Annotated in this window: 12 protein-coding genes; 6 read left to right on the top strand and 6 right to left on the bottom strand. The window is 72.8% G+C overall.

The annotated features are described in order from the left end of the window. The first annotated feature begins 64 nt into the window (after window positions 1–64). The 3 genes from ACY0MR_RS11950 (at window position 65) to ACY0MR_RS11940 (ending at window position 3,238) form a co-directional block, all read left to right on the top strand. Window positions 65–499 (top strand): MerR family transcriptional regulator, encoded by a 435-nt coding sequence (locus ACY0MR_RS11950; protein ID WP_388793588.1) that lies wholly within the window; start codon window positions 65–67, stop codon window positions 497–499. Further along, entirely contained in the window at window positions 496–834 is a 339-nt protein-coding gene (locus ACY0MR_RS11945; RefSeq protein ID WP_451061323.1) for a thioredoxin family protein, read from the top strand. The genes ACY0MR_RS11950 and ACY0MR_RS11945 overlap by 4 nt, the downstream gene beginning before the upstream one ends. 157 nt (window positions 835–991) lie before the next feature. Next, on the top strand, window positions 992–3,238 hold the full coding sequence (locus ACY0MR_RS11940; RefSeq protein ID WP_473560660.1) for a HelD family protein: 2,247 nt from the start codon (window positions 992–994) through the stop codon (window positions 3,236–3,238). Here the strand turns inward: ACY0MR_RS11940 and ACY0MR_RS11935 are convergent. From ACY0MR_RS11935 to ACY0MR_RS11910, 6 genes are all read right to left on the bottom strand, one after another. After that, the gene (locus ACY0MR_RS11935; RefSeq protein ID WP_473560658.1) at window positions 3,213–4,127 is read right to left on the bottom strand and encodes a ScbA/BarX family gamma-butyrolactone biosynthesis protein; all 915 of its coding nucleotides are present in this window, start codon (window positions 4,125–4,127) and stop codon (window positions 3,213–3,215) included. The genes ACY0MR_RS11940 and ACY0MR_RS11935 overlap by 26 nt on opposite strands. A 162-nt stretch (window positions 4,128–4,289) precedes the next feature. Further along, window positions 4,290–6,581, bottom strand: a complete 2,292-nt coding sequence (glgB, locus tag ACY0MR_RS11930; protein WP_388793596.1) for a 1,4-alpha-glucan branching enzyme — start codon at window positions 6,579–6,581, stop codon at window positions 4,290–4,292. Window positions 6,582–6,764: 183 nt separating this feature from the next. Continuing rightward, window positions 6,765–8,114, bottom strand: a complete 1,350-nt coding sequence (locus tag ACY0MR_RS11925; RefSeq protein WP_404085394.1) for a maltokinase N-terminal cap-like domain-containing protein — start codon at window positions 8,112–8,114, stop codon at window positions 6,765–6,767. Between the two features lie 246 nt (window positions 8,115–8,360). Beyond that, complete coding sequence (treS, locus tag ACY0MR_RS11920) at window positions 8,361–10,055, bottom strand: maltose alpha-D-glucosyltransferase (RefSeq protein WP_388793600.1); 1,695 nt, start codon at window positions 10,053–10,055, stop codon at window positions 8,361–8,363. After that, window positions 10,052–12,046 carry an alpha-1,4-glucan--maltose-1-phosphate maltosyltransferase gene (locus ACY0MR_RS11915; protein ID WP_388793602.1) on the bottom strand — a complete coding sequence of 665 codons (1,995 nt, stop codon included), beginning with the start codon at window positions 12,044–12,046 and terminating at the stop codon, window positions 10,052–10,054. Before ACY0MR_RS11915 ends, treS begins: the two co-directional genes overlap by 4 nt. 364 nt (window positions 12,047–12,410) lie before the next feature. Then, window positions 12,411–13,337 (bottom strand): SDR family oxidoreductase, encoded by a 927-nt coding sequence (locus tag ACY0MR_RS11910; RefSeq protein ID WP_388793604.1) that lies wholly within the window; start codon window positions 13,335–13,337, stop codon window positions 12,411–12,413. A 118-nt stretch (window positions 13,338–13,455) separates the two neighbouring features. Here ACY0MR_RS11910 and ACY0MR_RS11905 point away from each other — a divergent pair, with 118 nt between their 5' ends. The 3 genes from ACY0MR_RS11905 (at window position 13,456) to ACY0MR_RS11895 (ending at window position 17,512) form a co-directional block, all read left to right on the top strand. Then, complete coding sequence (locus ACY0MR_RS11905) at window positions 13,456–14,439, top strand: AraC family transcriptional regulator (RefSeq protein ID WP_361854254.1); 984 nt, start codon at window positions 13,456–13,458, stop codon at window positions 14,437–14,439. Window positions 14,440–14,651: 212 nt separating this feature from the next. Next, the gene (locus ACY0MR_RS11900) at window positions 14,652–16,082 is read left to right on the top strand and encodes a 4-hydroxyphenylacetate 3-hydroxylase family protein (RefSeq protein ID WP_473560654.1); all 1,431 of its coding nucleotides are present in this window, start codon (window positions 14,652–14,654) and stop codon (window positions 16,080–16,082) included. After that, complete coding sequence (locus tag ACY0MR_RS11895; RefSeq protein WP_473560652.1) at window positions 16,079–17,512, top strand: MFS transporter; 1,434 nt, start codon at window positions 16,079–16,081, stop codon at window positions 17,510–17,512. The genes ACY0MR_RS11900 and ACY0MR_RS11895 overlap by 4 nt, the downstream gene beginning before the upstream one ends. The last annotated feature ends 30 nt before the right edge of the window (window positions 17,513–17,542 follow it).

Below are 17,542 nucleotides of genomic sequence, written 5' to 3'. Positions count from 1 at the left end.
CCACCCGGGGCGCCCCCGGCAAGGGTCTTGCCTTGACGTCGGCGTCAAGGCGTACGTTCGGCGCATGCGCATCGGAGAGCTCGCCGAGCGGGCCGGCACGACCACACGGACTCTGCGCTACTACGAGTCCCGTGGCCTGCTGGCCGCCCGGCGCACGGAGAACGGCCACCGCACCTACGACGAGGGCGACCTGCGCCTCCTCCGGCAGATCAGGACCCTGCAGGACTTCGGGTTCGAGCTGGAGGAGACGCGGCCGTTCGTCGACTGCCTGCGCGCCGGGCATCCGGCGGGGGACTCCTGTCCCGCGTCGATCGCCGTCTACCGGCGGAAGGTCGCCGAGCTGGACGGGCTGATCGACCAGCTGCGGGCGGTGCGGGCCGAGGTGGGCGCCCAGCTGCTGCGGGCCGAGGCGGAGCTGCCGCACGGTCCGGAGCCCCGGTGCGAGCTCGGTGCGGAACGGTACGGGGAAGCGGCGACGACGGAGGGACGACGGGCATGACGACGTACACGGGAGAGGTGGCCGAGGTCACCGACGCCGACTTCGCGGCGGAGGTGCTGGCCGCCGCGGGGCCGGTCCTGGTGAAGTTCACCGCGGAGTGGTGCGGGCCCTGCCGGCAGCTCACCCCGGTGCTCGCCGCGCTCGCCGCGGAGGAGGCGGAGCGGCTCCGCGTCGTCGAGATCGACGTCGACCGGAACCCGGGGACCACGGCGGCGTACGGGGTCCTCGCGACCCCCACCCTCATGGTGTTCCGGGCGGGCGAGCCCGTGAAGGCGATCGTCGGCGCCCGGCCGAAGCGCCGCCTGCTGCAGGACCTGGCGGACGTCCTCGGGTAGGGCGGACGTCCGCCTTTTCCGGCAGGGCATACGGAAATACCCCGACTACAATTGACAGTCGGGGTATTTCATCGCGTATATTAATGAATTCTGCGCCCGGATTCACCACGGGCGCAGAGAAGTTCAATAAACGCACTGTATCGCGCCGGGAGTCGAATTGTCAACCGAGGAATTTCGGAACGAACAGCAATTCATCACCGAACTGTACGCACGCCTCGACGACCTGAGGGACCAGGCCGAGGCGGCCGTCGAGCGCGCCCTGCGCACCCCGGGCGTCGGCGGCAACCAGGGCCGGCTCGAACGGGACGTCATGGTCGCCGAGCAGTCCGGACTGCTCGCCGCGCTCAACGCGGGGGAGAGCGGGCTCTGCTTCGGCCGCCTCGTCTTCAAGGACGGGCGCGACCACCACATCGGCCGGCTCGGCATCCGCGAGGACGACGCGCACCGCACCCCGCTGGTCGTCGACTGGCGCGCCGAGGTCGCCCGGCCCTTCTACCTCGCCACCGGGTACGAGCCGATGGGGCTCTCCCGCCGACGCCACATCAGCACCCTCGGCCGCACGGTCACGGCCCTGCACGACGAGGTGCTCGACCTCGCCGACGCCACCCGCACCGGACACGAGAGCAGGGACGCCGACGAGGTCCTGCTCGCCTCGCTCGACGCCGCCCGCACCGGCCGGATGCACGACATCGTGCAGACCATCCAGGCCGAGCAGGACGCCATCATCCGCTCCCCGCACCGCGGGGTCCTGGTCGTCGAGGGCGGCCCCGGCACCGGCAAGACGGCCGTCGCCCTGCACCGCGCCGCCTACCTCCTCTACGCCCACCGCGAGCAGCTCGCCAAACGGGCCGTCCTCATCGTCGGCCCCAACCCCGCCTTCCTCGGCTACATCGGCAATGTCCTCCCCTCCCTCGGAGAGACCGGCGTCCTCCTGGCCACCCCCGCCGAGCTCTTCCCCGGCGTACGGGCCACCGGGACCGACACGCCCCGCGCCGCCGCCGTCAAGGGCTCGGCCGCCATGGCCGAGGCGCTCGCCGCGGCGGTCCGCGACCGCCAGCAGGTCCCCGGGCGCGGCGAGCCGCTGATCGTCCCGCACGAGGACGGCGACCTGGTCATCGACTGGGACATGGCCCTGGAGGCCCGCCACAAGGCCCGCGAGACGGCCCTCCCGCACAACCTCGCCCGCCCCTACTTCGTCTTCCGGATCCTCGACGCGCTCGCCGAGCAGCTCGCCGACCGGATCGGCGCCGACCCGTACGGCGGCCCCAACTTCCTCGGCCCGGACGACATCGCCCTGCTCGCCAAGGGCATCGCGGGCAACCCCGACGTGTACGCCGCGATCGACACCCTCTGGCCCGCGCTCACCCCGCAGGACTTCCTCGCCGACTACCTGGCCGAACCCACCCACCTCGCCGACGCGGACGACCTCCGCGCGATCCGGCGCGACGGCGGCGCCTGGACGCCCGCCGACGTGCCGCTGCTCGACGAGGCCGCCGAACTCCTCGGCGAGGACGACTCGGCGGCCCGGGCCGCCCAGGAGGCCGAGCGCCAGAAGCAGATCCAGTACGCGCAGGGCGTCCTCGACGTCTCCTACGCCTCCCGCACCTACGAGTTCGAGGACAAGGAGGAGCACGACAAGGACGCCTCCGAGGTGCTCTCCGCCCACGACATCATCGACGCCGAGCGCTTCGCCGAGCGCCACGAGGAGGCCGACCACCGCACCGCCGCCGAACGCGCCGCCGCCGACCGCACCTGGGCCTTCGGGCACATCATCGTCGACGAGGCCCAGGAGCTCTCCGCGATGGCCTGGCGGCTCCTCATGCGCCGCAGTCCCAGCCGCTCGATGACCCTGGTCGGCGACCCCGCCCAGACCGGCGACCCGGCCGGCGTCGGGGCCTGGGAGCAGATCCTCGCCCCGCACGTGGAGGACCGCTGGGAACTGGTCCGCCTCGGCGTCAACTACCGCACGCCCGCCGAGATCATGGCCGTCGCGGCCGCGGTGCGACGGGCCGACGACCCGGCCTTCGAGCCGCCGAGCTCGGTGCGGTCCACCGGGGTGGAGCCCTGGGACCGCACGGTGGACGACCCGGTGAAGGAGGCCGCCGACGCGGTCGCGAACGAGCTGCGCGAGGAGGGCCGGATCGCGGTGATCGCCCCGCCCGAGCTGCACCCCGGGCTGATCGCCGCCCTGCCGGACGCCGCGTACGGCCGGGCCCCCGACCTCACCCGGCCGGTCGTGCTCCTCGACCCCCGGCAGGCGAAGGGCCTGGAGTTCGACACCGTCCTGGTCGTCGACCCGGAGGGCGTCGTGGCCGGGGCCGCGCACGGGACGAACGACCTGTACGTGGCGCTGACCCGGGCGACCCAGCGGCTCGGGATCATCCGGTCCGCAGCGCGCACGTGAAGAGCCGCGCCCCGTCCTGGTAGCCGGTGACCTCGAATGCCCCGGCCTCCGTCGCGGCGGCCCCGTCGCCGCCCGCGGGCACCGCCCGGAGCAGGCAGGGGCCGCCGTGGAACTCGGCGTACCGGTCGAAGGCGATCCGCAGGGAGACCGGCAGGCACGGGCGGGGCCACACGGCCGCCGAGACGGCCTGCCGGCCCGCCTCCAGGAAGAGCATCCCCGGTATGTGGTCGTTGGGCCGCTGGAAGAGGGTGGGGTGGGCGGTGTCGACGACCAGCTCCCACACCCCCTCCCGGCCGGTGGGGGCGAGGAGGACGTCGTCCACCCTCGCCCGCCCGGCGAGCGGCGCCGGGGCGCGGCGCGTCCACGGTCCGGGGCGCACGACCCCGGCCTCGACCCGCCCGCCGCGCAGTCTGCGGTAGGCGGCGCCGCCGGCGAAACGGGCCCGGGCCCCGCCCGTCGCCACCACCCCCGCCCCGCGCCGGACGGTCCACTCCACCAGCATCTCGGACAACTGGCCGCCCCGCAGCACGAGTTCGACGAACCGGATCTCGATGTCCGGATCTCCGCCCTCGACGTCGAGCCCCGCCGGGTCGCAGCTCAGCGAGATCTCGTTCAGCAGGATGTGCCGGGTCAGCGGAAGCCCGTGGACCGAGTGCAGGAGCGCCATCGTGGCCTGCCGCAGCGTCTCGACGACCAGGAGCGGGTCGTGGTACCGCTCCCCACCCCGGCGGACCGGGGTGAAGAACGGGTGGTCGGTGGGCCAGCTGGCCCGGACCGCGAAGCGCTCCCTCCCGTCGAGCGGTCGCCACTCGACGGGAAAGGTGTCCTCGCCGCGCACCCGGTGGCAGAGCTGCGGCGACAGACGCCGCTCGATGGTGTCCTGCGTCATGTGCCCGCCCATCTGGACCTGTCGGCCTGATCTGGAGAGCGAACATAGCCGAACGGCGGGCGATTTGCCCGAACGCGTGAACCATCAACTGAATGAGCGTCACTTATCGGACAGGTGGCGCTCTTTACCGCCTTGCCGGCCCCCGGCCGCCGACTCCACCGGTCACGCCGGCCGCAGCCAGACCGTCGCGAGGGGCGGCAGCGTCATCCGGATGCTGGCCGCCCGCCCGTGGTGCGGAACCGATTCCGCCTTCACCGGATCGCGCCCCACCACGTCCCCGCCGCCGTACCGGCCGGCATCCGTGTTCAGCACCTCCGACCAGGCCACCACCGCGTCCGGCACACCGAGCCGGTAGTCGTGCCGGACCACCGGCGAGAAGTTCGACACCGCGAGCAGGGGCGAGCCGAACGCGTCGAGACGCAGGAACGCGAAGACGTTGTCCTCGGCCGCGTCGCCGACCACCCACTGGAAACCGTCCGGCGCGGTGTCCCGCTCCCACAGCGAGGGCGTCGCCTGGTAGACCGTGTTCAGATCCCGGACCAGGTCCCGGACGCCCCGGTGGTCGGGCTCCGCGCCGTACGCCGGATCCAGCAGCCACCAGTCGGGGCCGTGATCCGCCGACCACTCCGCCCCCTGCGCGAACTCCTGCCCCATGTACAGGAGTTGCTTGCCGGGATGAGCCCACATGAAGCCCAGGTACGCCCGGTGGTTGGCCCGCTGCTGCCACCAGTCGCCCGGCATCTTCGACACCAGCGACCGCTTGCCGTGCACCACCTCGTCGTGGGAGATCGGCAGGATGTAGTTCTCGCTGTACGCGTACACCATCGAGAACGTCATCTCGTGGTGGTGGTACTTCCGGTGCACCGGCTCCTTCTGCACGTACTCCAGGGAGTCGTGCATCCAGCCCATGTTCCACTTCATCCCGAAGCCCAGACCGCCGAAGCCGCCCGGCCCCACCTGGTCCGTCGCCCGGGTCACGCCGTCCCAGGCCGTCGACTCCTCCGCGAACGTCACGATCCCCGGGCAGCGCCGGTACACCGTCGCGTTCATCTCCTGCAGGAAGGCGACCGCGTCCAGGTTCTCCCGGCCGCCGTACTCGTTCGGCAGCCACTCGCCGTGCTCCCGCGAGTAGTCCAGGTAGAGCATCGACGCCACCGCGTCCACCCGCAGCCCGTCGATGTGGAACTCCTGGCACCAGTACACGGCGTTCGCCACCAGGAAGTTCCGCACCTCCTTGCGGCCGTAGTCGAACTCCAGCGTCCCCCAGTCGGGGTGGTGCGAGCGGCGCGGGTCCTCGTGCTCGTACAGCGGCCTGCCGTCGAACTCCGCGAGCGCCCAGTCGTCCTTCGGGAAGTGCGCCGGGACCCAGTCCATCAGCACCCCGATGCCCGCCGCGTGCAGCGCGTCGACCAGGAACCGGAAGTCGTCGGGCGTGCCCATCCGCGCCGTCGGCGCGTAGAAGCCGGTGACCTGGTAGCCCCAGGAGCCGCCGAAGGGGTGCTCGGTGACCGGCATCAGCTCCACATGGGTGAAGCCGAGGTCCCGGACGTACGCGGGGAGCTGCTCCGCCAGCTGCCGGTAGCTCAGCCCCGGCCGCCAGGACGGCAGGTGGACCTCGTAGACGGAGATCGGCGCCTCGTGGGGCGGTCGCGTCCCCCGCCGGGCCATCCACTCGGCGTCGCCCCAGGTGTGGTGCGAGGCCGTCACGATCGACGCGGTGTTCGGCGGGCACTCGGTGCGCCGGGCCATCGGGTCCGCCCGGACGGTGTGCGTCCCGTCCGGCCGGGTGATGTCGAACTTGTACAGCGCGCCCTCGCCGATCCCGGGCACGAACAGCTCCCACACGCCCGTCGAACCCAGCGAGCGCATCGGCAGCGCCGTGCCGTCCCAGTGCGTGAAGTCACCCGTCACGCGGACGCCGCGGGCGTTCGGCGCCCAGACGGCGAAGCGGGTGCCGGCGACCCCGTCGTGGGTCATCGGACGGGCCCCCAGGGCCGTCCACAGCTCCTCGTGCCGGCCCTCGCCGATCAGATGCAGGTCGAGCTCGCCGAGGGAGGGCAGGAAGCGGTACGGGTCGTGGACCGCGAGCTCGTCCCGACCGTCCTCGTACCGGACGCGCAGCTCGTACGCGGGGACCTTGCGGAGCAGGGGCAGCAGCCCGGAGAAGAACCCGTCGCCCTCGCTCCGGAGCGGGATCCGCCGGCCCTTCGCGAGCACGGTGACCTCCTTCGCCCACGGGCGGAGCACCCGGACCACCACGCCGCCCCGGACCGGGTGCGCGCCGAGCACGCCGTGCGGGTCGTGGTGCTCACCGGCGAGCAGCCGGGCCCGGTCGCCCGGGTCGAGCGGTGGCGCCTGCCGGGGCGCCGGGGGCGCGGCGGTCCGGCCGGCCTTGGCCGGCTTGCCGGTCGTGGTGCTGCTGCGGGCCGTCTTGCCTGCGGGGCGGGCGGTCACCGGGATGCCTCCTGGGGGATACGGGGGGTACGGATGCGCAACGGTGTCGAAAGGGAACGGGACACTCGGCCGAACGGGGGCGGGTGGGTCGGTGCAGGCGGGAGGGGGCGAACGACTGCGCCGAACGGGGTGTGACCGGCGGGCACGGTCCGGACCTCTGCGGGCGGATGCGGGGTGGCGGGGTCATTCCGGGGTCGCCAGGCGCTCGATGGCCGACATCGGGACCGGGAGCCAGTCCGGCCGGTGCCGGGCCTCGTACACGACCTCGTACACCGCCTTGTCCGTCTCGTAGGCCCGCAGCAGCGCCGGGTCCGTCCGCGGGTCCTCGCCCGCCGCCTCCGCGTACCCGGTGCAGTACGCCGCCCGGCTCCGCGCCGCCCAGTCCGCGTTCCACGGCCGGTGCGTGCGGGCCGCGTAGTCGAAGGAGCGGAGCATGCCGGCCACGTCCCGGACCGGGTGCTGCGGGCTGCGCCGCTCGTCGAGCGGCTTCGCCGGCTCGCCCTCGAAGTCGATGACGGCCCAGCCGCCGTCGGACCCGCGCAGCGTCTGCCCGAGGTGCAGGTCGCCGTGGATGCGCTGGACCACCCCGTCCCCGGCCGTGCCGCTCGCCGCCGCGAAGACGGCGCGCAGGCCGGGGACGAACGGCAGCAGCGCCGGCACGGCCTGCGCGGCCGTGTGCAGCCGGCGGTCCATGGCGGCCACCAGCCGCTCCGACTCGGCCCGGCCGAGCCGGCGGGTGGGCAGCGCCTCCGCGAGGGCCAGGTGGACCTCGGCCGTGGCCCGGCCGAGCGCCCGCGCCTCCGCGGCGAAGTCCCGTCCGTCGGCCAGCGCGTCGAGGGCGAGCCGCCAGCCGTCGCGGGAGTCGCGGAGGTACGGCTGGAGGACGCCCAGCGTCGCCGCGCCCGACTCGAACCAGGCGACCGGTGCCGGGACCCGGGCGCACCCGGCGCCCGCGAGGGCGAGGGGGAGCTCCAGGTCGGGGTTGGCCCCCGGACTGACCCGTCGGAAGATCTTGAGGATGAACGAATCTCCATAGACGAGGGACGAGTTGGACTGCTCGGCGTCCAGCACCCGGGGGGCGAGTGCGGGCGGCAGTGCCGTGGTGGCGTGGAAGCGCAGCGGGCCGGTCCGGCCCGGGTTGCGCAGCCGCTCGTAGAGGAGGCCGGCGAGCCGCGGGTCGCGCAGCCCCTCGTACACGGCGCGTCCGGCGAGCGGCCCCTGCCGGATCCGCCCGATCAGGGCGGGGGCGAGGCGGGGTGGCAGCTGGGTCCGTACGCCCAGGAGCAGTTGGTAGCAGTCGGCGGGTGCTCCGGCCGGGCGGCCGGGTTGTTCGACCCGTACGAGCAGATGGAGAAGACCGGGTCCGGCGCCGTCCAGGGGCAGCAGCTCGGTGGCCGCGTCCAGCGTGAATCCGGTGACCCGGCGGCCCTTGCCCGCGAACCAGCGCTGCCGGGGCAGCCATTCGTGGAGCAGGGGCGCGAGGGACGGAAGGAGGGCGTCCGGGGCCCGGGTGGTGGATGCGGTCTCCGGCATGGCATCGCGTCCTTTCCCCGGGGCGCGCAGAGAACTGTCGTATGCGTTCAAATGCGCAGAGTGTCCCGGATGGCGGCTGGGGCTGTCCGGATGTGCGGGACGTGTCGGAGGGGGAAGATCCGTATGGGCCCGGCAAGAAGGCCCGGATGGACCTGAATCGTGCGGTGGAACGTGTGTGGGTCACAGTGCCCAGGGTGGGACGGGAGGAAACCGCCCCACCTCGGACGAATCAGAACCGACCGTGGGTCAGCCCTTCTTGAGACGGAACCAGTAGAAGCCGTGTCCCGCAAGGGTCAGGAGGTAGGGGAGCTGGCCGATGGCCGGGAACGTCACCCCGCCGATCAGCTCGACGGGCTGGGCTCCGTCGAAGCGCCGCAGATCGAGTTCGGTCGGCTGCGCGAACCGCGAGAAGTTGTTCACGCAGAGGACCAGATCGTCGCCGTCCTCCCGGAGGAAGGCCAGTACCGCCGGGTTGGACGCGGGGAGTTCGGTGTAGGTGCCCGTCCCGAACGCCCTGTTCTGCTTGCGGATCTCGATCATCCGCTTCGTCCAGTGCAGCAGCGAGGACGGCGAGGTCATCCCCGACTCGACGTTCGTGACCTGGTAGCCGTGGACGGGGTCCATGATGGCCGGAAGGTACAGCCGTCCCGGGTCGCACGAGGAGAAGCCGGCGTTCCGGTCGGGGGTCCACTGCATCGGGGTGCGGACGCCGTCCCGGTCGCCCAGCCAGATGTTGTCGCCCATGCCGATCTCGTCGCCGTAGTACAGCACCGGGGAGCCCGGCAGCGAGAAGAGCAGCGCGGTGAACAGCTCCATCTGGTTGCGGTCGTTGTCGAGGAGCGGGGCGAGGCGGCGGCGGATGCCGATGTTGGCCCGCATCCGCGGATCCTTGGCGTACTCCGCGTACATGTAGTCGCGCTCCTCGTCCGTGACCATCTCGAGCGTGAGCTCGTCGTGGTTGCGGAGGAAGATGCCCCACTGGCAGCCGGAGGGGATCTCCGGGGTCTTCGCCAGGATCTCCGAGACCGGGTAGCGGGACTCGCGCCGCACGGCCATGAAGATCCGCGGCATCACCGGGAAGTGGAACGCCATGTGGCACTCGTCGCCGCCGGAGCGGAAGTCCCCGAAGTAGTCGACGACGTCCTCGGGCCACTGGTTGGCCTCGGCCAGCAGCACCGTGTCCGGGTAGTGGTCGTCGATCTCCTTGCGGACCCGCTTGAGGAAGGCGTGGGTCGCGGGGAGGTTCTCGCAGTTGGTGCCCTCCTGCTGGTACAGGTACGGCACCGCGTCGAGCCGGAAGCCGTCGATGCCCAGGTCGAGCCAGAACTTGAGCGCGGACAGGATCTCCTCCTGCACCGCCGGGTTCTCGTAGTTGAGGTCGGGCTGGTGCGAGAAGAACCGGTGCCAGTAGTACTGCTTGCGGATCGGGTCGAAGGTCCAGTTCGAGGACTCGGTGTCGACGAAGATGATCCGGGCGTCCGCGTACTGCTTGTCGTCGTCGGCCCAGACGTAGTAGTCGCCGTAGGGTCCGTCGGGGTCGCGCCGCGACTCCTGGAACCACTCGTGCTGGTCGCTCGTGTGGTTCATGACGAAGTCGATGACCACGCGCATCCCGCGCTGGTGGGCCGCGTCGACGAACTCCACGAAGTCGGCCAGGTCGCCGAACTCCGGCAGCACCGACGTGTAGTCGGCGACGTCGTAGCCGCCGTCCCTCAGCGGGGACTTGAAGAACGGCGGCAGCCAGAGGCAGTCCACGCCCAGCCACTGGAGATAGTCCAGCTTGGACGTGATGCCCTTCAGATCGCCGACTCCGTCCCCGTTGCTGTCCTGGAAGGAGCGGACGAGGACCTCGTAGAACACCGCCCGCTTGAACCAGTCGGGATCGCGGTCCTTGGCGGGGGTGTCCTCGAAGGTGTCGGGGACGGGCTCGTTGACAGTCATGAGGTGGGTGACCCTCCGGTCTGCGGGGACGGTCGCAGGACGAGGACGTGCGCGGGCGTGACACCCGGTTCCAGGCGCACGTAGCTGGCCCTGCCCCAGTGATAGGTCTCGCCGGTGAGCTCGTCGCGCACCGGCACGGTCTCGTGCCAGTCGAGGCCGAGTTCCGGCATGTCCAACGAGAGCGTCGCCTCCTGGGTGTGGTGCGGGTCGAGGTTGACGACCACCAGAACGATGTTCGAACCCGAACGCTTGCTGTACGCGATCACCTGCGGGTTGTCCGTGTCGTGGAACGTGATGTTCCGCAGGCGCCGCAGCGCCGGGTTGCGGCGCCTGATCCGGTTCAGCGCGGTGATCAGCGGGGTGATCGTCCTCCCGGCCCGCTCCGCCGACTCCCAGTCCCTCGGCCGGAGTTGGTACTTCTCCGAATCGAGGTACTCCTCGCTCCCGTCCCGCAGGGCGGTGCCCTCGCACAGCTCGTACCCGGCGTACATGCCCCAGGAGGGCGACAGCGTCGCCGCGAGCACCGCGCGCGCCTCGAAGGCCGGCCGGCCCCCCTTCTGGAGGTAGGCGTGCAGGATGTCCGGGGTGTTCACGAAGAAGTTCGGCCGCATCTGCGCCGCCGTCTCGCCGGAGAGCTCCGTCAGGTACTCCGTGAGCTCCTCCTTGGTGTTCCGCCAGGTGAAGTACGTGTACGACTGCTGGAAGCCGATCGCGCCAAGGGTCCGCATCATCGCCGGCCGGGTGAAGGCCTCCGCCAGGAAGATCACGTCCGGGTCGGCGGCGTTGATCTCGCCGATCACCCGCTCCCAGAACACCACCGGCTTGGTGTGCGGGTTGTCGACGCGGAAGATCCGCACCCCGTGGTCCATCCAGTGCCGCAGGATCCGCACCGTCTCCGCGACGATCCCGTCCATGTTGTCGGCGGCCGCGTCGAACGCGATCGGGTAGATGTCCTGGTACTTCTTCGGCGGGTTCTCCGCGTACGCGATCGAACCGTCCGGACGGTGGTGGAACCACTCCGGGTGCTTCTCCACCCACGGATGGTCGGGGGAGCACTGGAGCGCGAAGTCCAGCGCGATCTCCAGCCGCAGCTCCCGGGCCCGCGCCACGAAGGCGTCGAAGTCCTCGAAGGTCCCCAGATCCGGGTGGAGCGCGTCGTGCCCGCCCTCCGGAGAACCGATCGCCCACGGCACGCCGACGTCGTTCGGCGCGGCGGACAGGGTGTTGTTGGGGCCCTTGCGGTGGGTCTCGCCGATCGGGTGCACCGGCGGCAGGTAGACCACGTCGAAGCCCATCGCGGCCACCGCCGGGAGCCGCTCGGCCGCCGTGCGGAAGGAGCCCGGGACCGTGCGGCCCTCGACCGTCCGGACGCCCTCCGAGCGCGGGAAGAACTCGTACCAGGAGCCGTACAGGGCGCGCTCCCGCTCCACCCGGAGGGGCAACGCGGGCGAGGCGGACAGCAGTTCGCGCAGCGGGTGGCGGTCGAGGGACTCCACGACCCGGGGGTTCAGGGCCGCCGCGAGGCGGCCGGCGGCCGGCCGGGACGCGTCGCGCAGCGCGTCCGCCGCGGCGAGCACCGCCTCCCGGGCGCCACCCTTCTTCGGCACCCCCTTCGCGGCCCGCTCGTGCAGCTCGGCGCCCTCGGCGAGGACGAGCTCGGAGTCGATCCCGGCCGGGATCTTGATCTTCGCGACGTGGCGCCAGGTGGCCACCGGATCGCTCCACGCCTCGACGGTGTACGTCCACAGGCCTTCGGCGTCCGGGGTGACCTCGGCGCCCCACCGGTCGGTGCCCGGCGCCAGCTCGCGCATCGGCGTCCAGGGGCCGGGGCGGCCCGACGGGCCGCGCAGCACGACGTTCGCGGCGACGGCGTCGTGCCCCTCGCGGAAGACGGTCGCCGTCACCTCGAAGGACTCTCCGGCCACCGCCTTCGCGGGGCGTCGGCCGCAGTCGACCAGTGGGCGTACGTCCAGCACGGGAATGCGTCCCATGAGCGGATTCACAGCATCACCTGACGGGTTACGGGGGTGCGGGTGGTGGTTGTGCGCTCTTTCTAGCTCCGTCGACGGCCGACGGGTTGCGGGCATGGCCGCTCCTGTCCGCGTTCACTCGGATGGCGGGTCCACAGGGATGAACAGGGGTCAAAGGGAGACGGGTTCGAGGGGTACCGCAAAAGCCTTCCACGGTCTTCGGGCGGGCAATCCAGGCGCTTTGTTAACTACTAGGACGTAGCCGAGGCGGCAACCCCGGACACCGGACAGGGAAAGATCCGCGCCGTTCTCCCCGCCGCTCCGGCCCGCGGCACGGAAACGGCCCCGTCCCGGACGGGACGGGGCCGTTTCGCCCAGGACGTGATCAGTGCCGGGGAGACGTGTCCGAGGACCACACCTGCCAGGGCTGGCGCGCCACCCATTCCTCCACCGGAGCCGGTTCGAGGCCCAGGACCTCCGTGGACACGCCGTCGTCGTCCGCCATCAGCAGCGGATCCGCCCCGCTCGCCATGAAGTGGTAGATACCGGCCACCCCCGCCGCCGTCGCCGGACCCAGCAGTCCGGCGAGGCCCCGCTCGAAAGCGGCCGGATCCAGCTCCTCGTACCGCACCGCCCGCCCGAGCCCCCGGCCGAACGCCTCGGCGAGCTCACCGCCCGTCAGCGAGCGCTCGCCGCCGATGTCGAACGTCCGGCCCTCCAGGTCCTCCCGGGTGAGCGCCGCCAGCGCCGCCTCCGCCAGACCCCGGTGCGACAGCCACGCCGTCCGCGCCGAGGCCGGCAGCGGATAGGCGAGCACCCCGTCGTCGACCAGGGACGGCCCGTTCCACGGCGAGAACAGGTTGTCCAGGTACACCGGCGGCCGGATCACCACCAGCGGCACCCCGCTGTCCCGCAGCACCCGCTCCGCCAGCCGGCGCGTCTCGAAGGCCGCCACGTCCGTCGGCCCCAGCGGGATCCGGGTGTTGGAGTTGAAGACCAGCCGCTCCGTCCCCGCGTCCAGGGCCGCCTCCGCCACGTTCCGCGCGTACGCCTCCACCCGGTCCGCCTCGTACACCAGCGGCATCGTCATGAACGCGTGGGTCGTCCCCTCGAACAGCTGCCGCACGTCGTCCGGCCGGCCCAGGTCGCCGGAGAGGAAGAAGGCCCCCGGCAGCGGCGGCCGGTCGGCCGACGCCCGCCGCGTCAGCGTCCGCACCCCGTGCTGCCGCTCCGCGAGCAGACGCGCCACCGCACCCCCCTGGAACCCCGTCGCGCCCACCACCGCCACCCGCATCGGATTCTCACTGGACATGTGTTCTGAGGCCCTTCGATAGACTTTCCCGGCTGTCGTGTCGGCGTCCCCCCCAGGCTCGCCGCCACGGCTTCGGCCGTTCAATTAACAAACCGGGGCGGAAGTTGAAGGATCGTCCATGGCAATCGTGGGAACCGACCGTCACGCACAGCAGCCCGACCAGGACGAGCAGGACGACCTGCTGAGCGAACTGCTCAAACCCCTCCGGCTCACCGGGGTCTTCGACAGCCGCTGGCACGTCCGCGCCCCCTGGGCCATCGAGGGCGACGCCGAACGCAGCTGCGCCGTCCTCCACTACGTCGTCGAGGGCGACTGCTGGATCACCACCGAGGACGAGGCCCCCCTCGAACTCCACGCCGGAGACCTCGTCGTCTTCCCGACCGGGACCGCGCACCGCCTCTCCGACCGGCCCGAGCGCCAGGGCCTCCCGCTCAAGGCCGTCCTGCCCGAACGGCAGCCCGGCACCTCCGGCGAGATCGTCATCGAGGGCAGCGGTCCCGAGAGCCGCCTCCTCTGCGCCGGTCTGCACTACGACGCCAGCGCCGCCACCGACCTCTACACCTCGCTGCCCTGGGCACTCGTCCTCGACGGCCCCCAGGTCGACCGCGAGCCGCTGCTCCGCGACACCCTGCGGCTGCTGGCCGCCCCCGACCGGCCCGTCGGACCCGGCGACCGACTCATCACCCTGCGGGCCTTCGAGATGGCCCTGGTCCTGGCCCTCCGGCCGCTGCTCCGCGAACTCGCGGGCAACCCGGCCTCACTGCCGCTGCTGCGGCACCCCGGGATCAGCCGCGCCGTCGTCATGATGGCCACCCGCTTCGCCGACCCCTGGACCATCGACTCCCTCGCCCGCGAGGTCGGCATGTCCCGCTCCGCGTTCACCGCCTCCTTCCGCGACCTCGTCGGCGAGTCGCCCGCCCGCTACCTCGCCGCCCGCCGGATGCACGAGGCGGGCCGGCTCCTCACCGAGACCAGCCTCCCCCAGTCGGCGGTGCCCGCCCGCGTCGGCTACCAGAGCGCCGTCGGCTTCCACCTGGCCTTCCGCAAGTGGTTCGGGGTCACCCCGGGGGAGTACCGCGCGGGAGCCGACCGGGCCGCCTGACGGCACCGCCCGGCCCTCCGGGGACCCCCGGCGGACCTCCGGGACCCCGCCGCGGCACCGCCGCGGCGCCCCGGATCCGCCGACCTGACATCTTCGGGACTCCCTGGCCGGTTATTAAGGACCCCTGGCCGGACGCTCATTGTCCGGACGGGTCGCCCCGGACAGGCTCGGGACCGGCAGTGCCGTGACACCCGAGGAGAGGCGACACACCGGTGACGAGGTCCGGGCAGGAGTATCTGGAGGGGCTGCGCGACGGACGCGAGGTCTGGCTCGACGGAGAACGGGTCGAGGACGTCACCGCCCACCCGGCCTTCCGGGCCACCGCGGCCTCCTTCGCCGGCCTCTACGACCTCGCCGACGACCCCGCCCACCACCCCGTCCTCGTCCGCGACGGGGTGCGCCTCGCCTCCCGCGTCCCCCGCTCCTACGAGGACCTCGTCGCCCGCCGCCGCGCCTTCCGCACCACGGCCCGCGCCAGCTTCGGCTTCCTCGGCCGCACCCCCGACTACATGGCCGCCGGATCGGCCGGCTTCGCCGCCGCGCCCGCCGTCTTCACCGGCGAGACCTTCGACGGCGCCGCACACGCCCTCGCCCTCCACCGCCGGCTCGCCGAGGACGACCTGCACTGCGCCTTCACCCTCGGCAACCCGGCCCCCGGCCACGGCGGCGAGGACCTCACCCTGCGGGTCGTGGCCGAACGGGACGGCGGGATCGTCGTCCGCGGCGCCAAGACCGTCGGCACCGGCGCCGTCTTCGCCGACGAGATCCTCGTCGGCACCATCGAACCGCTCGCCCCCGACGACACCGAACACGCCGTGACCTTCGCCGTACGCGTCGACACCCCCGGCCTCAGACTGATCTCCCGCACCTCCTACGAGGAACGCTCCCGGTCCGTCTACGACCAGCCGCTGTCCTCCCGGTACGACGAGAACGACGCCATGCTGGTCTGCGAGGACGTCTTCGTCCCCTGGGAACGGGTCCTCACCCACCGCGACCCCGCCACCACCGGCGCCGTCTGGTGGCAGACGCCCGCCTACCTCAACTTCGTCCACCAGTCCGCGACCCGCTTCTGGACCAAACTGGAGTTCCTCACCGGACTCGCCATCCTCATCACCCGCTCGAACGGCACCGAGGACCTCCCGCCCGTCACCCAGGCCGTCGGCCGGCTCCTCGGCGCGGTCGCCCAGGCCAAGGCCTTCGTCCTCGCCGCCGAAGCCTCGTACGAGGAGGTCGACGGCGGCCGCGGCGGCGTCCGCCCCGGCCAGGACATCTCCTTCGCCCAGCGGATCATGGCCGGCGAGCTCTACCCCCGCGCCGTCCAGGACATCCGGCTCCTCGCGGGCGGCGCCCTCGTCCAGCTCCCCGCCAGCGGACGCGACCTCCTGCACCCCGAACTCGGGCCCCTCGTCCGCCGCTACTTCGGCACCCGCGAGCACCCCGCCGAGGACCGGGTCAAGCTGCTCAAGCTGGCCTGGGACGCCCTCGGATCCGAGTTCGCCGGACGCCACGAGCAGTACGAGCGCCTCTACCACGGCGCCCCGCACGTCTACCTGACCATGCAGACCCGGGCCGGCGCCGCGGAGGACTGCGAGGACCTCGCACGGGCCTGCCTCGACGGCTACGGCCTCGGGACGACCCGTTGACGACGGCCCCGGCGCCACGACGCGGGGCGCTCGCCCTGCTCGCCGCCACCCAGCTCCTGCTCATCATGGACACCGCGATCGTCAACGTCGCCCTGCCCTCCGTCGGCGACGACCTCGCCGCCGGCTCCACCGGACTCTCCTGGGTCGCCAACGCCTACCTCATCACCTTCGGCGGCCTGCTCCTCCTCGGCGGCCGGGTCGCCGACCTCCTCGGCCACCGGCGGGTCTTCCTCGGCGGCCTCGGCCTGCTCGCCGCCGCCTCCGCCGCCGGCGGCCTGGCCCCCGGCACCGACGCCCTCGTCGCCGCCCGCGCCGCCCAGGGCGTCGGCGCCGCGCTCGCCGCGGCCGCCGCCTTCGCCCTGCTGCTCCTGCTCCACCCCGACGGCCCGGCCCGGCACCGGGCGCTCGGCACCTTCGCCGCCATGGGAGGCCTCGGCGGAGTCCTCGGCACCGTCCTCGGCGGCGTCGTCACCGACCTCCTCGGCTGGCGCGCCACCTTCTGGCTGAACGTCCTGCTCGCCGCCGTCCTCGCCGCCCTCGCCCTCCGCATCCTGGACCGCCCCACCCGGACCGCCGGCCCGGGCGGCTTCGACCTCGCCGGGGCGCTCACCGCCACCGCCGGCCTCGGACTCCTCGCCTACGCCCTGGTCGGCGCGGCCGAGGCCGGATGGCTGTCCGCCCGCACCCTCGGCGCCGGAGGAGCCGGCCTCGCCCTGCTGCTCGCCTTCGCCGCCGTCGAACGGCGGGCCGCCGCGCCGCTCGTCCCGCCGGCGGTGCTGAACCGCCCCGCGCTCCGGCTGTCCAACACCCTCGCCGCCCTCGCCCAGACGACCCTCTTCCCGATGTTCTTCCTGGTCAGCCTCTACCTCCAGGACGTACTCGGACAGTCGCCGCTCGGCGGCGGCCTCGGCCTGCTGCCGCTCTCCCTCGTCGTCGTCGCGGTCGCCCCGCAGACCGGCCGGATCATCTTCCGCCTCGGCCTGCACCGGACCATGACCCTGGGATTCGCCCTGCTCTGCGCCGGGACCCTCTGGCTGGCCCTCGCCCTCACCCCCGACGGCGGCTTCGCGGACACCGTCCTCGCCCCCAGCCTGGTCCTCGGCGCCGCCCTGCCGCTGGTCATGGTCACCACCAACGTGGCGGCGACGGCCGACGCCACCGCCGAGGAGACCGGACTCGCCTCCGGACTCGTCAACACCAGCCAGCAGTTCGGCTCCGTCCTCGGCCTCGCTGTCCTGGTGGCCGTCGCCACCGGCCGTACGGAGGCCGCCGACGCGACCCGGGCCGCCGCCGAGACCGCCGGCCACCGCGCCGCCCTTCTCACCGGCGCCGCCTTCGCCGCCGCGGCCGCACTCGCCTCCCTCCGCCTCCACCCGCCCCGACCGGTCCCGGCCCCGCCACGCGGGAGACGGATCACCGACCGCCGCTGACCGCCCGCACCAGCACCACTGCCCCCCGAC

It is taken from the genome of Streptomyces sp. JN8 (assembly GCF_055808075.1).
Note: the sequence above shows the minus strand (reverse complement) of the source record. Positions and strands in the feature narration are given on the sequence as shown.